The organism is Caballeronia sp. AZ10_KS36 (genome assembly GCF_023631105.1).
Classification (GTDB): domain Bacteria; phylum Pseudomonadota; class Gammaproteobacteria; order Burkholderiales; family Burkholderiaceae; genus Caballeronia.
In genome coordinates this window covers 250,564-263,870 of record NZ_JALQDQ010000037.1, presented here as the reverse complement: position 1 = coordinate 263,870, position 13,307 = coordinate 250,564, and the positions used below count along the sequence as shown (strand labels likewise).

Annotated in this window: 11 protein-coding genes; 4 read left to right on the top strand and 7 right to left on the bottom strand. The window is 60.9% G+C overall.

Going from position 1 to position 13,307, the window contains the following annotated elements; genetic code table 11:
• The first annotated feature begins 34 nt into the window (after nt 1-34).
• From NCR35_RS23635 to NCR35_RS23625, 3 genes are all read left to right on the top strand, one after another.
• Nucleotides 35-1,252 (top strand): MFS transporter, encoded by a 1,218-nt coding sequence (locus NCR35_RS23635; protein WP_350029224.1) that lies wholly within the window; start codon nt 35-37, stop codon nt 1,250-1,252.
• A gap of 40 nt (nt 1,253-1,292) precedes the next feature.
• Nucleotides 1,293-2,189: an oxidoreductase gene (locus NCR35_RS23630; RefSeq protein WP_250536345.1), complete on the top strand. Its 897-nt coding sequence runs from the start codon at nt 1,293-1,295 to the stop codon at nt 2,187-2,189.
• Nucleotides 2,190-2,766: 577 nt separating this feature from the next.
• Nucleotides 2,767-3,534: a FadR/GntR family transcriptional regulator gene (locus NCR35_RS23625; protein WP_250536344.1), complete on the top strand. Its 768-nt coding sequence runs from the start codon at nt 2,767-2,769 to the stop codon at nt 3,532-3,534.
• 163 nt (nt 3,535-3,697) lie between these two features.
• Here NCR35_RS23625 and NCR35_RS23620 read toward each other — a convergent pair whose 3' ends face one another.
• From NCR35_RS23620 to NCR35_RS23595, 6 genes are all read right to left on the bottom strand, one after another.
• Entirely contained in the window at nt 3,698-4,615 is a 918-nt protein-coding gene (locus tag NCR35_RS23620; RefSeq protein WP_250536343.1) for an SMP-30/gluconolactonase/LRE family protein, read from the bottom strand.
• A gap of 12 nt (nt 4,616-4,627) precedes the next feature.
• Nucleotides 4,628-5,578, bottom strand: a complete 951-nt coding sequence (locus NCR35_RS23615) for an ABC transporter permease (protein WP_250536342.1) — start codon at nt 5,576-5,578, stop codon at nt 4,628-4,630.
• Complete coding sequence (locus NCR35_RS23610) at nt 5,575-6,432, bottom strand: ABC transporter permease (protein WP_250536536.1); 858 nt, start codon at nt 6,430-6,432, stop codon at nt 5,575-5,577. The genes NCR35_RS23615 and NCR35_RS23610 overlap by 4 nt, the downstream gene beginning before the upstream one ends.
• A gap of 71 nt (nt 6,433-6,503) precedes the next feature.
• Nucleotides 6,504-7,940, bottom strand: coding sequence for a sugar ABC transporter ATP-binding protein (locus NCR35_RS23605; protein ID WP_250536341.1), 1,437 nt, complete (start codon nt 7,938-7,940; stop codon nt 6,504-6,506).
• A gap of 76 nt (nt 7,941-8,016) precedes the next feature.
• Complete coding sequence (locus tag NCR35_RS23600; protein ID WP_250536535.1) at nt 8,017-9,057, bottom strand: ABC transporter substrate-binding protein; 1,041 nt, start codon at nt 9,055-9,057, stop codon at nt 8,017-8,019.
• A gap of 73 nt (nt 9,058-9,130) precedes the next feature.
• On the bottom strand, nt 9,131-10,084 hold the full coding sequence (locus tag NCR35_RS23595; RefSeq protein WP_250536340.1) for a C-terminal binding protein: 954 nt from the start codon (nt 10,082-10,084) through the stop codon (nt 9,131-9,133).
• 583 nt (nt 10,085-10,667) lie between these two features.
• Here NCR35_RS23595 and NCR35_RS23590 point away from each other — a divergent pair.
• Nucleotides 10,668-12,086, top strand: a complete 1,419-nt coding sequence (locus tag NCR35_RS23590) for a hypothetical protein (protein WP_250536339.1) — start codon at nt 10,668-10,670, stop codon at nt 12,084-12,086.
• Between the two features lie 118 nt (nt 12,087-12,204).
• Here the strand turns inward: NCR35_RS23590 and NCR35_RS23585 are convergent, their stop codons facing one another.
• The gene (locus NCR35_RS23585; protein WP_250536338.1) at nt 12,205-12,417 is read right to left on the bottom strand and encodes a hypothetical protein; all 213 of its coding nucleotides are present in this window, start codon (nt 12,415-12,417) and stop codon (nt 12,205-12,207) included.
• Nucleotides 12,418-13,307 lie beyond the last annotated feature (890 nt).

Sequence of the window (13,307 nt, the reverse complement as noted above, 5' to 3'; positions counted from 1 at the left end):
ACGCAACTTGCACCCGCGCTTCCTGGTTTATCGCATGCGACTGTTCTCCCTTTCCGCGCCGGCGACGACTTCGGCCGAACATATCGATCCGTCTCACTCCGCGAGACGCAAACGGGCTCTATGGATCTCATGCGCGGCACATGCGTTGCACGACGGCTACACGGACATGATCTACGCGCTGTTGCCTGTATGGCAGGCGGATTTCGGCCTCGGCTACGGTGCGCTCGCGCTGTTGCGAGGCGTCTACGCGGGCACCATGGCGACGCTGCAAGTGCCTGCCGGCAGCCTGGCACGCGTCCTGGGCACGCGCGCGACCCTCGCCATCGGCACTCTGCTCGCGGCGCTGGGCTATGCCATCGCGGGCATGTCGGGTTCTCTGTTGGGTCTTTGCGTCGCGCTCGCGGTGTCGGGCTGCGGATCGAGCACGCAGCATCCGCTGGCGTCGGGAGTGGTGTCTCGTGCATACGGACGCGACGCCCGGGCGCCGCTCAGCGTCTATAACTTCGCGGGTGATCTCGGCAAGTCCACGCTGCCCGCGGCTGTTTCGCTGCTTATCACGTTCATGCCGTGGCGTCATGCGCTTTGGGCGATGTCGACCATCGGCATTCTCACCGGGCTGGTCATCGCACTTTTTCTCCCTTCGGCGCGCAAGATCGAGCCGCCACGAGACGAAGCGGTGGCCAGCGAAGCCACGACGGGGCCGCGCAGCGGCTTCTCACTGCTCTTCGGGATTGGCGTGCTCGACACAGCTGTGCGAATGGGCTTGCTCACGTTTCTGCCCTTTCTCCTGCGCTCGAAGGGCATCTCGCCTCAGATGATGAGTACGGCGCTGGCGCTGGTTTTTATCGGCGGCGCCGCGGGCAAGTTCGCCTGTGGTGCGCTCGGCGCGCGCGTGGGCGTCATAGGAACGGTGTTCACAACTGAAGGCGCCACCGCGCTGCTGATTCTCGCCATGATCTGGCTGCCGCTCTCGCCCGCGATGATCCTGCTGCCGGTGCTCGGCGTGATGCTCAATGGCACGTCATCAGTGCTTTACGGCACGGTGCCCGAACTCGCGGCGGCTGGCGGCACCGAGCGGGCGTTTGCACTCTTTTACACTGGCACCATCGCATCGGGAGCACTTGCTCCGGTCGCGTACGGGCTGTTGGGCGATCGGATCGGCGTGTATGGTGCGACGATCGCGACCGCGGCCACCGCGCTCGCCATCTTTCCGTTAGCGCTGGCGCTTCGCCGCCATCTAAGCGCGACGTGAGTTGCCGAGTACGCGCGACGCTCGGCAAACCAGGGAGCCTATGAAAATGCATGACAATCCGACGATTGCCTTAGTCGGCCCCGGCGCGATCGGCGCCACTGTTGCCGCCGCGCTTCACGAAGCTGGACGTACACCGGCGTTGTTCGGCCGCACCGCACACGACCACCTCGACGTGCGATTCGACGGCGGCCAGATCCGCGTGCCCGGTCCCGTGCAGACAAACCCTGCGTGCATCGAAACGACGTTCGATCTCGTCTTCGTCGCGGTGAAGACGACGCAGATCGAAGCTGCCTCGACGTGGTTGTCCGCGTTGTGCGGCGAGGAGACCGTGGTTTGCGTGTTGCAGAACGGCGTGGAACAGAAGAGTCAATTCGCCGCTTACGTATCGCAAGAGCGTGTGCTGCCTTCGGTGGTCTGGTTTCCGGCTCAGCGCGAAGCCGATGCCTCGGTTTGGCTGCGTGCGAAGCCGAGACTCACGTTGCCAGACACTCCGGCGGCGCAGACTGTCGTGACGGCGTTGCGCAACACACGCTGTTCCGTGGATGTCACCGAGGACTTCATCAGCATCGCGTGGCGGAAATTGCTTCAGAACGCAGTGGCCGGATTGATGGTGCTGACGGGCCGCCGAGCCGGCATGTATTCCCGGTCCGATATCGAACACCTGTCGCTCACGTATCTGAAGGAATGCATCCGAGTCGCGCGTGCGGAAGGCGCGACGCTCGACGATGAAGTGATGCGAGAAATTGTCGATGGATTCCGGCGCGCACCGGCTGACCTCGGTACATCGATCCTTGCAGACCGGCAGGCAGGCAGGCCGCTCGAATGGGATAGCCGCAACGGCGTCATACAACGTTGCGGCCGGGCGCGCGGCATCGCGACGCCGGTCAGTGATCTGCTCGTGCCGCTGCTCGCGGCGGCGAGCGATGGGCCGGGATAGGCGCAGCACATTCAACTGTCTTCGCTGCGTGCATCGAAGACCGCATGAAACGTTTGACAGGCTATGAGTCATTCGTCCGCCCGGCTCTCTCGCATCTGAGCTCGGCATGGGCATAAGCTGGTCGAAAGCGGTCTGACGCCCTGCGACAGGAGTGCCGGGCTGTCCGTAGCCATGCGCTTCGCTTCGGGAACGCTGCCCTGATGCCGTCAAGCATAACGTTGAACAACCGTTTGCCAAGGTCCTCGATGAGCACTTCGCCACTGAGTACCTGGCCGCAGTTGAAGCCCGTGCGCGACGGCATCGATCTCGCTGTACCGTGCACTCTCTCCTTTTTCGCGGACCTTCACTCTGCACGGCTCCAGTACCCCAGTGCCGACCGAATTCCTCGAAGCCGGCCGGCAACAGACCAACGCAGGGCGACACTTTCCGATTGCCTCCTCGCGCGTTGCGAGCCAGGAGCAAGGTCGCCGGCGCGTATAATTTCTCCAATCAGGCAGGCAAGGACGCGCAAGCGCCGACCGCCCTCATTCTGGATTCGTGCTCAGTCAAACATATAGTAATAACGACGGAACAGCTTATGCCCATCAAGGCAATCGAACCCCAGCGGCTTTACCGGAAGATCAGCGACCAATTGCGCGAGCTCATCATGAGCGGGGAATTCCCGGTTGGGACCAGGCTGCCCACGGAGCGAGATCTTGCCGTTCAATTAGGCGTCAGTCGGCCTTCGTTGCGGGAAGCCCTGATAGCACTCGAAGTCGAAGGTTTGATAGAGGTCCGCGTTAGTTCGGGAATCTACGTGCGGGCATTGCGCCAGCAACGCAACAACGACGTACTGGATCTGTCGAGCGAAGAAGGCCCCCTCGAACTCATTCGCGCCCGCAAGCTGGTGGAGGGCGAAGTCGCAGCGACCGCGGCAAAAACGGGGCGCAAGGCGCAGTTCAAGGCCATCGAAGATGCAATCGACACGATGGAAAGTCAGATCGCCGCGGGGGTCAATCCGCTCGAGGCAGATCGCCTGTTTCACGTAGCGCTAGCCGAAGCAACGGGCAACAGCGTGCTGGTCGGACTGGTTACGCGTTTGTTCGATGCTCGCATGGGGCCGCTCTTCGACTTGTTGAACAGTCATTTCGATACTGCTGCGGTATGGGCCCAGGCAGTCGCGGAGCACAGGACGATCCTGCGCGCGCTTCGGGCGAAGAACGCCACTGCCGCGCGTGCTGCCATGCACAAGCATATGGATTCGTCGTTCAAACGGCTCACGTCGAGCCTGACGCAGGACGCCGCCCCGGTTGACGTGAAGGCGAACGCTCGCGACACACGTGGCGGCGCTAAACGGCCTGCTTAGACACACGCCTAAAACGCCTTCGCGCCTTACAGTAGATTGATCGGCGCGCCGTCGAGTGGAATAGGCCGACAGCGCTCGATGGCATGGCCCTCTGCACCTCGACCTCTAAGCGCTGTTTGCCGTTTCTTTCGTCAGCCTTCTGCCGGTACGCCGTTAGATGGCGTCAAGGTCGTTGTGCACCGCCGACGCCAACGTACACCGAGTAGATCGAACTCGTAGCTGCGATAAAAAGCCGATTGCGCTTCGGTCCTCCAAACGTCAAGTTCGCGACAACTTCCGGAATCTTGATCTTGCCGAGCAACTTGCCTGCAGGAGAATAACAATGCACGCCGTCGCCGGCCGACGTCCAGACGTTGCCCTGTATATCGACGCGAAATCCGTCTGCGAGTCCTGGATCGATTTCCGCGAATACTCGCCCGTTAGTAAGCGTCGCCCCATCCACGACGTCGAATACGCGGATGTGGTGCGGGCCGTTTTCCGTGTGCGTAGCGCCCGTATCGGCAATGTAAAGCCGGCTTTCATCCGGTGAGAAAGCGAGGCCATTGGGCTTCAGGAAGTCGTCCGCGACGACTGACAACTCGCGGCTATGCGCGTCCCATCTGTAGACATAGCAGGCGCCTATCTCGCTTTCCGCCTTATACCCTTCGTAGTCGCTGTGAATCCCGTAGGTCGGGTCGGTGAACCAGATGCTGTCGTCGGATGCGACCACGACATCGTTAGGCGAATTGAGCCGCTTGCCTCGATACTGGTCGGCGATGACTTCGATCGTGCCGTCCGGTTGCGTACGCGTGACGCGCCGCCCGCCCTGCTCGCACGACACGAGCCGCCCCTGACGGTCGCGCGTATTGCCGTTGCTGTAGTTCGAAAACTGGCGGAACACCGACACGCCCAGGTCCGGCACCCAGCGCATCATCCGGTTGTTCGGGATGTCGCTCCAGACGAGATAGTCGCCGTCCGTGAAATAAACCGGACCCTCCGCCCAGCGGCAGCCGCCATGGAGCTTTTCAACCCAGGCATTGGGAAGAATGAGTTCCCGAAATGCCGGGTCGATGATCTCATAACCGCACCCTTCTGCAGACATGTGCACTCCTAATCAGTTCTTTGGATGACTAGCGAAAATGATGATGCCGATGATGAGTACGCCGGTAATGACCAGTCGGAGCCCCGCGCCGACGCCTAGCGCGTTGAGCATGGCCACCATCAGAAACAGGAACAGCGCCGCGCCCCAGATTCCCGGCACACTGGCACGGCCACCGGCAACCGCCGTGCCGCCTATGACCGTCACCGCAATCGACGACAGCATGTAGTCGTCGCCCATGTCGAGCGTCGCACCGCCCGAAAAGGCGGCCAGCAGGTATCCGGTGAGGGCAGCCAGCACGGCGCAGAAGGCGTAGGTGAAGTAGCGCGTGCGCTCGACCCTAATGCCGGCCAGGCGCGCCGCGCCCGCGTTCTGGCCAATGGCCGACAGCGAGCGGCCATACACGGTGCGAGTCGTGACGTAACCGAGCGCAACAGCCAGCGCAACGACACCGATCGCCGTGTAAGGCACGCCCATGACGCGGCCGTTCGCGAAAGCGGCGAGGGTCGACGGCGGCAACGCGTGTGCGCCCTCGTTATAGCTGATCGCCATCGATTGAATCAGAAAGCTCGACGACATAGTCGCGATGATCGGCGGAATTCGCAGCAACCGTATCAGGCCGTAATTGAAGCTCCCTACCGCGATGCCGACAGCGACGGCGGCGAGCGCGCCGGCCAGAATCATTCCGCTTTCGCCGCTCATCAACTGCATCGAGACGACGCCCGCAAGCGTAATCGTCGAAGGCACAGACAGATCGATGTTGCCGGGGCCCGACGTGATGACGAGCATCTGCCCGAGACCTACCAGAACCAGGAACACCGAGAACGCCAATGCCGCAGCGACAATGCCGCCAGCGCCTTGCCCCCGTACGCCACCGATGGTTATCAGCCACACCATCAACGCGCCGGCATACGACCAGAGCCAGGGTTTGCTCAATACCGCCCGAACCGCCACGATCCGATTCATGCTCGCGCCCGTCCGATCACTGCCCGCAGGGACAACACGATGATAAGAATCGCGCCTTGCGCTCCGATTTGCCATGTTGGTGAGATTTCCAGAAATGAAAGCAGCGATGCTGCAAGCGTTAGCGTCAGTGCTCCTACGACCGCGCCACACGGAGAGATCCTTCCACCGACGAATTCACCGCCGCCGAGAATGACCGCTGCGATAGAGATCATGGTGTAGCGCGATGCGATGTTTGCATCCCCCGAGGTCGTGAAGCCGACCAGCGTCAGTCCGGACAGCACGCCGAAGGTGCCTGCGAGTGCGTACATCAGGCCACGCGCCCACAGCAGCGACCATCCCGCGCGAGCCAGCGCGCGACCGTTACCGCCGGCTCCGCGCAAGAGCGTGCCCCACGAGGAGCGCATGAGGAAAAAATGCGTCGCTACAGCAACGACAAGGGCGGCTACCAACGGAAACGGGATCACCGGCATATGCCACTGAACCAGATGCCGCAGCCACTCGGGCGTACTGCCGCCCGGCGTCGGCATCAGCAAGAGCGCCAGTCCGAGCCAGACGAACGACATGCCGAGCGTGACGACAATTGAGGGCAGCTTGCGCCACTCGATCAGCATCCCTATTACGCAATAGACCAGGACACACGCAGCGAGCGTCGCGATGCCCAACACCGTGTTTTGTTGGAGAACCGAGGCACCGACGCATGCGACGAAACTGACAAAGCTCCCGATAGAAAGATCGAGATCATTCACGGTGATGACGCACATCTGGGCCATTGTCGCGAGCACGATCGGAACGGCCAGGCTAATCAGCGTGTTGATGCCGAAATAGCTGAAAGCCTGCGGTTGCAGGTAGAACATCGGCAATACAACGATCAGCAGCGAAAGCACCGGCAATGCTGCGCGCAGCCGCGCGGGCTGGAGCAATGCGTTCACAGCGCCACCTCCTCGAATGAAGCCTTGATCACCCTCTCCCCCGAAAACTCGTCGGCAGAAAAGCAGCCTGTCACCTGCCCGCTGCGAAATACATAGACGCGATCGCAATAGACCAACTCATCCAGCTCAGTCGAGTACCAGAGAAAAGTCCGCCCTTGCTCCGCCTCGCTCTGGATCAACCGATAGACCTCCAGTTTCGTGCCGATATCGACGCCTCGCAGCGGATCGTCCATGAGTACGATATCGGCGTCGGCCGCGAGTGCCCGTGCGAATAGAACCTTTTGCTGGTTGCCCCCGGATAGCGACAATATCGGTCCGTTCATATCCATCGTCTTGATCCGTATACGGTCCCGCCATGCCTCGCCGAGAGCGGCTTCCGCCTCGAGCGGAATAAAGCCTGCGCTCGCGAGCCGCGGCACTGCGCTAATCGACAGATTCCCGCCGATGGACCACGACGGGAACACACCGTCTCTCACGCGATCTCCTGCGACGAAAGCAACCGCGCCGCGTGCGATCGACGATCGTCGCCGCGCTTGATCGAAGACCTGAAGCAGCACTTCTGTCTGGCCATGACCAGCGAGGCCTGCTAGGCCGATGATCTCCCCCTTGCGGGCGGTAACGCGTTGCCCCTTGACGTCGAGATCGACACGTAGCTCGCCTGTGTTGCTCATGCGTGCAGGGGCGCTACCGTGAGTCTCGGCAGCAACGTTGCCCATCGCGGCGACCAGATCGTTCTTGGTCGCCCCACGACTGAACGTAGCGACGACACGGCCATCGCGCATCACGACGCTGCGGTCAGCAGCGCGCACGATCTCCCCGAGCATGTGCGAAATCAGAATGACTGCCTGCTGCCGCGCGGTTGCGGTCCGCACGTAGTTCAGTAACTGCTCGGCCGTTGTCGAGTCGAGACTCGAAGTGGGTTCGTCGAGCAGCACGAGCTTGACCGGTACGTCTACTTCAGTGAATGCCCGCGCGATCTCGACCATCTGAAGCTGTGTCAGCGAAAGGTCGCTTGTCACCGCGTCCGATCGAATCCCATGGCCCGGAAAAATCTCGTCGAGCTTTTCCGTGATGAGGCGCGCGGCGCGCTTGCGCCAGCCCCACCCGGACAAGCCATGGTGCAATACGCGGACATTCTCGGCTACGGTCAGGTTGGGACACAGCGACAGCTCCTGAAACACACAACGAATACCCGACAGATGAGCCTCATTCACCGAATACGCAGTGACCTGCCGGTCGCCCACTCGCATCTCTCCGCTGTCGATGGCAAGCGTGCCCGCAAGAATATTCATCAGCGTCGATTTGCCAGCGCCGTTGTGGCCGAGCAGACCGACGCACTCCCCGCTCTCGACCGCGAAATGGAGACCATCGAGCACATGGTTGCTGCCGAAATGCTTATGAATGCCGGTGAGTGAAACGATGGTGCTGGACATGCTTATCTCTCGAATCGTCGAAGAATGCGCGCGGGGAATCCCCCGCGCGCCGTGCAAAGGCCGGCAACCTCGCCCCTCAATGCTTCGGCATGCTGTCGACCAGCTTCACCACATCGTCGCGTGTGTACTCGACATTCGTTACGCCGCCCGGCTGAGTTTTCTTGAGCATGTCATCGAGGTTGCTCTGTTCAACCGTGACGAGGGGCACGATGACGTCGTGCGGTATCTTCTTCCCGGCAAGCACTTGCTGCGCGACCCAGAATGCGAAGGTGGAGATGCCCGGCGCGATGGAAACAGACATCGTCTGGTACCCGTCTTTCGATTGCTGCTTCCACCAATCGAGCTCTTCATAACGGTTGCCCATGATGATGACCGGCACCGGCCGACCGGCTGCCTTGAACGCCTGCGCAGCGCCGTAACCGTCGCCCCCTTGGGTCACGATGGCATCGATCTTGGGTAGCGTGGGAAGAATGCCCGTCACCTCTTTTTGCGCCACCGTCTGAGTCCAGTTGCCATAGACCGCACCGACGGTCCTGAACCCGCTGTGCTTCTGAAGCCCGCTCGCGATGCCCCCGTGAATCTGTTCGTCGATCGACGAGCCAGCGATACCTCGAATCTCGAGAAGATTTCCGGACTTGACCTTCTCGCTGAGATAGTCCAGCTGCATCTCGCCCATCTTCTTGTAGTCGACGACCACGCGATATGCACATGGCTCCGTCACGATTCCGTCGAAGGACACGACTACGATGCCCGCGTCGCATGCCTGTTTGATGACGCCATTGAGCGCGGTCGGCGACGCAGCGTCGATTGCAATGGCTTTGTACCCTTGCAGGATGAGGTTCTGGACCTGTTGCGCCTGTTCCGTAATCTGGTTGCCCGACGTAGTGAAAGCCGATGCGCCTGCGATGACCCCCGCCTTGGTCGCCGCCGTCGAGACGTTGTTCCAGCTCTTGAGCATCGCCTGACGCCAGGAGTTGCCAGCGTAATTGTTGGACAGTGCGATCTTCGCTTTCGACGTGTCGCCGGCAGCAGCTTGCGCATGGGCGGTCGATGTCGCGGCGGCCAGTGCGAGCGTGGCGGCGACGCGCGCGATGTGCTTGAGTTTCTTGTTGTGCATTGAATTCCTCTTGATTGAATGACGTGGCAGTAGTCGACTGCCCTTTCCGGCGCGGGCGGTGCTGCGGCCGCTTCTACTTTCCTTCCACGACCACGTACGAAGGACGTCCGTTGTGCGCCCAGTCGACGAGGTTCTGAGCCGCCTTGCGCCGCAATTCCGCGCCCGCGACGACTGAATAAAACGCGGCATGCGGCGAGACCAGCACGCGGGGGTGCTGCACGATGCGCGAGTGCGTTTGGGGCGGCTCGACGGGGAGAACATCGAGCGCCGCACCGTCGAGCGTGCCGCTGTCGAGCGCCGTCAGCACGTCGTCGATATTCACGACTCCACCGCGTGCGGTGTTGACGAGGTAGCTCCCAGGCTTCATCAGGTTCAGCAGCGACCCTTTCACCAAGCCTGTCGTCTCTTGAGTCAGCGGCACGTGCAAAGACACGGCGTCGGCCCGTTCAAAGAGCGTCTGCAGGTCTACGCGTTGGACATACGGAGGGAAATCTCCGTCAATCAGATAGGGGTCGAAGGCTACGACGCGAGCGAAACTGTCACGGGCAATGTGCGCCATCCGCTTGCCGATACGACCAAGTCCGACGATGCCGAGCGTCATGTCGGAGGCCCGTTTCAGTGGCCCGGGATTGGAGTAGTGCCAGTTCCCCGCCTTCACATCACGGTCGTAAAGAGCGACGTGACGTACAAGTGCCAGCGTCATCGCGAATGCGTGGGTTGCTACTTCACCCACGCCGTAATCCGGCGAATTGGCTACCCATACCCCGTGTCTTCTGGCGTCGGCGGTATTGACGGTATCGAAGCCTGCGCCAAACCTGCTGACGATCCGGATCTCCCGCCTTGCCGAGAACACGCGGTCGTTGATTGGCGCGTATTGAACGAGCAGCCCTTGGCATCCTTCGGCCGCAGCAATGACGTCATCCTCGCTACGGCACTGCGCGACGACGACATCGATCCCCGCCTCCTCAAACAGTGACTTCTCGATTTCGACGTCCGGGAAATCGTAGTCGGTAATCAGGATCTTCATTTTTCTTTTCGGTGTATGGACGAGGACGCAGTGTAGGGAGCCGCCGGCAATTGGCAAATTGGTAAAACCACTTAGCCAATTAATTTTGTAGAGATCCGCGCGCGGCGCCTCGCAAGATCCCGTCGGCACGGCGAACCGCCGCTGAGATCTCGCGCCGGTCGGACCGTGCGACGACTTCTCGAATCAACGTCCGGGAAGCCGCGTCGACCAAAGCGGTGAGTCGGTGAAGACGCGCGTCTTCGCGCAGGGACTTCGACTTATCGGGAATTGACGTGTAGGCGGCCTCAACGCGACCTGCTTGCTTTGTGCCGGACTCGCCTTTACGACCAACGCGGCACCCTATCGCTTTCCGGAGCGAGCGGAGATCGGTCTACCCCCGCACGGACGTAGACGCACCCTGCGAAAGGGGGACTACTTTCTTTCGGCCGAACGTCTATCGTTCTAAATGTCACCGGCTTTCGTTCTTGCCCGTCGGTAGGCGCGTGCCTTTGAATGCGTGAATCGGCGACGACGACCGCCACCCGCACCTGGAAGTGATTCGCGATTCGCTGGGCGACCGAAACTTCTATCGAAAGGAAATGCCATGAGCTCCATAACTGTGAATCCGGTACCGGGAGACACCAGCGCGTCTTCTTCATCGGTGACGCCGATCAAGCCCACGACAGAGCCTGCGCCGTCAGGCACGTTCGAGCAGTCCAGGTTCCCAGCGGAGCAACTCATTCTTCAGCGCGACCTCAATGAAGTTCTGCTATTGCTGGACTTCATTTCCGGACGTCCGGACGTGCACATTTGGGACATCGGAGACATCAAGTATCCGGTTCGGCAGGGCGCCGAGGGGAACGCGAACACTGATAACGGCAATCGCGTAACGAGTCCGCCGGCCGTGCTGCCGCCGATCGAAGTGATCAGACGAATTTGCGCCTTGCGTTATCCGCCGGAGCCGAATCAGAGCCTGAACGATCGCGCCGACGACGCCGCCCTGCTTCTATGCGTGAAGGACAAGGTCAACTCGATTGCTTATCCCGCGAACGGGGTCACGATTGCCTACACCTACATGTTCCTCGAAGAGAGGTCCAGGCCGAAGCACCACTCGCCGACGCCGCTGCAGGACGGCGTTACGCTCGACAGAGAGACTCGCGCGGTCGTCGCGAGGTCGGCATATCCGGGGCTCATTCCGAGCGCGAAGCGCTTCCGCTGCTTTCACAGGAACGTTTCGCGTATCGGCGCGGCGGTCACGGTTTTCTCCGCGATCCTGCTTTGGCTCGTCGTGTACGGCTTGCAATTGACGTCCCGCTTCGAGGACGACCAGAAGAGCACGGCAGACCTGACCAGCCAGATCTACGCGGCAGTAGACAAGGAGAATTCGTTACTCGCGCAGGACAAGCAAAAGCACGACAGCGTACCCGTGCGTTGTGATTCGAAGATCGATCAGCAGAGCAGCCAGATCCGGCTTCTCTGCAACCGCTGGTCCTACTATCAGGCGCGTTACGAGAAATCCATCAACGATGCGGCGGCGTTCGCCGAAACGTCGCCGTCGTCATGGCTCACCATGCCGTTTCCTATTTCCTCGATGCTGCTCACGAAGAACAAAGGCGGCAACGCTGTGGCGGCGCAGGAAAACATCCAGTCCATCACGCTGGTTCTCTCCGCCTACGCGAGCTATGTATTACCGGTGCTGTTCGGCCTCGTCGGCACGATTGCCTCGTTTTTGCGCGACATCAGCGACCGGATCACGCGCAGCATTCTGGCGCCGCGCGATGAAACGCTCGCTATCATTCGCCTGATCCTCGGCGCCATCGCAGGGCTCGCCGTCGGACTGTTCTTCACGCCAGGCTCGGTGGCGCAAACTGTGAGTTCTGGCTCGGGCGCGCTCACGCTTTCCGCGTCGGGAATCGCATTTATTGCCGGTTATGGCGCGGACGGCTTCTTTCGGATGATCGATGCGATGATCGTGCGTGTCTTCAGCCTCGATCGCCCGGACAAGTCGGCGCACGGGAAGTAAGGATGGTAGCCGCCAGCGACGGGCTAATAGCCGAGGGCGGTCTAGAGTACGCGTGACGGGTTGAGCGCGCTTGCTCGAACGCGTCGCTGCCGCGTCGGTGCATTGGGGCATAGAGAGGCTATTTCCAAAGTAGTCGATCCCGCCGTTTGTACGCGTCGGCGAGGGCCGCTTCGAAGGTCGCCAGAATTTGCTTGGAAAGCTCCATGTCGATGCCGCCAAAGAGCGGATACGTGAGGATATGGTTGCGCTGCCTGAGAACCCGATGTTCCCACTTGGCGATCTCCGCCTCAGCTTTGGCAAGCTCCCTAGTCGCTATTTCCTCGGGAATCATGATGTCGCCCTTTCGTCCACCCCTTCACTCTAAGCAATCACAGGGCCACGTGTGCGAGAAGGGACCATCGTTCCCGGAGTGGCACACCGTTTGTCCTAGACGATCAGCATGCGCGCCACGAAAGAGCGATTCATCTTCACGCCGGTATGGCGAGACATCCCGTATTGGCGTCGTCGATCGCTATATGCATGCCTAGTGCTTGCAAAGCGCGAATGGGGCTCTTGCCAAAACGGGGTCGTCCATCAGCGCGCTCACGGTGAGTTATTGTGCAGAGATTGCCGGCTGCCGCGCGACGCCGAAGTGCGAGCCCGCGAGGCCGCAATAACATGTCGCTGGCCGGACGTGAATGAGTCCGCGATCCGCCGAACTTACTCGAACGCAGCGTGACCGCATTTAGCCTTCACTTCGGGACAACGCGCCGTTAGCTGAAACCTACGGCAAGCGCTATCGGGGCATATTCGCAATCACCGAGCGCGCCCTTTACACGCATCGCCGTTGCCTCAAATGAAGCAAGACCGACTAAATCGTTGTCCCGCCTCATGCGCGAATCGCTGCGACGCTCAACACGCGCGTTTACCTATACTGCCATTGCTCATTGGCCGTCGCGCAGGGTTTCCTATGACCCCGTTCCACGCCCGGGCCATACATTAGAAACAGCGGCGCGCATCGTTGCGTTCCCGCGTAACAGTGTGAGGCGATGGTATGTGCACACAGCGAAATAATAAGCACATCTATGTAGTTAACACTGTCCCTGTCCGCCCTCTCGCCGCGGCGATCCTCATTGGGCTTCCGTTCCCCCTCCACGCGCTGACGGTAGTTACGTCGAGCGACACGTCGCAGACGCTTTCGACTGATTCCGTTTATCAAATCGAAGCGGCAACGGTCATCAC

Bases quoted from the DNA above. Each gene is read 5' to 3' on its own strand.
- NCR35_RS23635 (WP_350029224.1), top strand. From the start codon at position 35: ATGCGACTGTTCTCCCTTTCCGCGCCGGCGACGACTTCGGCCGAACAT.
- NCR35_RS23630 (WP_250536345.1), top strand. From the start codon at position 1,293: ATGAAAATGCATGACAATCCGACGATTGCCTTAGTCGGCCCCGGCGCG.
- NCR35_RS23625 (WP_250536344.1), top strand. From the start codon at position 2,767: ATGCCCATCAAGGCAATCGAACCCCAGCGGCTTTACCGGAAGATCAGC.
- NCR35_RS23620 (WP_250536343.1), bottom strand. From the start codon at position 4,615: ATGTCTGCAGAAGGGTGCGGTTATGAGATCATCGACCCGGCATTTCGG.
- NCR35_RS23615 (WP_250536342.1), bottom strand. From the start codon at position 5,578: ATGAATCGGATCGTGGCGGTTCGGGCGGTATTGAGCAAACCCTGGCTC.
- NCR35_RS23610 (WP_250536536.1), bottom strand. From the start codon at position 6,432: ATGTTCTACCTGCAACCGCAGGCTTTCAGCTATTTCGGCATCAACACG.
- NCR35_RS23605 (WP_250536341.1), bottom strand. From the start codon at position 7,940: ATGTCCAGCACCATCGTTTCACTCACCGGCATTCATAAGCATTTCGGC.
- NCR35_RS23600 (WP_250536535.1), bottom strand. From the start codon at position 9,057: ATGCACAACAAGAAACTCAAGCACATCGCGCGCGTCGCCGCCACGCTC.
- NCR35_RS23595 (WP_250536340.1), bottom strand. From the start codon at position 10,084: ATGAAGATCCTGATTACCGACTACGATTTCCCGGACGTCGAAATCGAG.
- NCR35_RS23590 (WP_250536339.1), top strand. From the start codon at position 10,668: ATGAGCTCCATAACTGTGAATCCGGTACCGGGAGACACCAGCGCGTCT.
- NCR35_RS23585 (WP_250536338.1), bottom strand. From the start codon at position 12,417: ATGATTCCCGAGGAAATAGCGACTAGGGAGCTTGCCAAAGCTGAGGCG.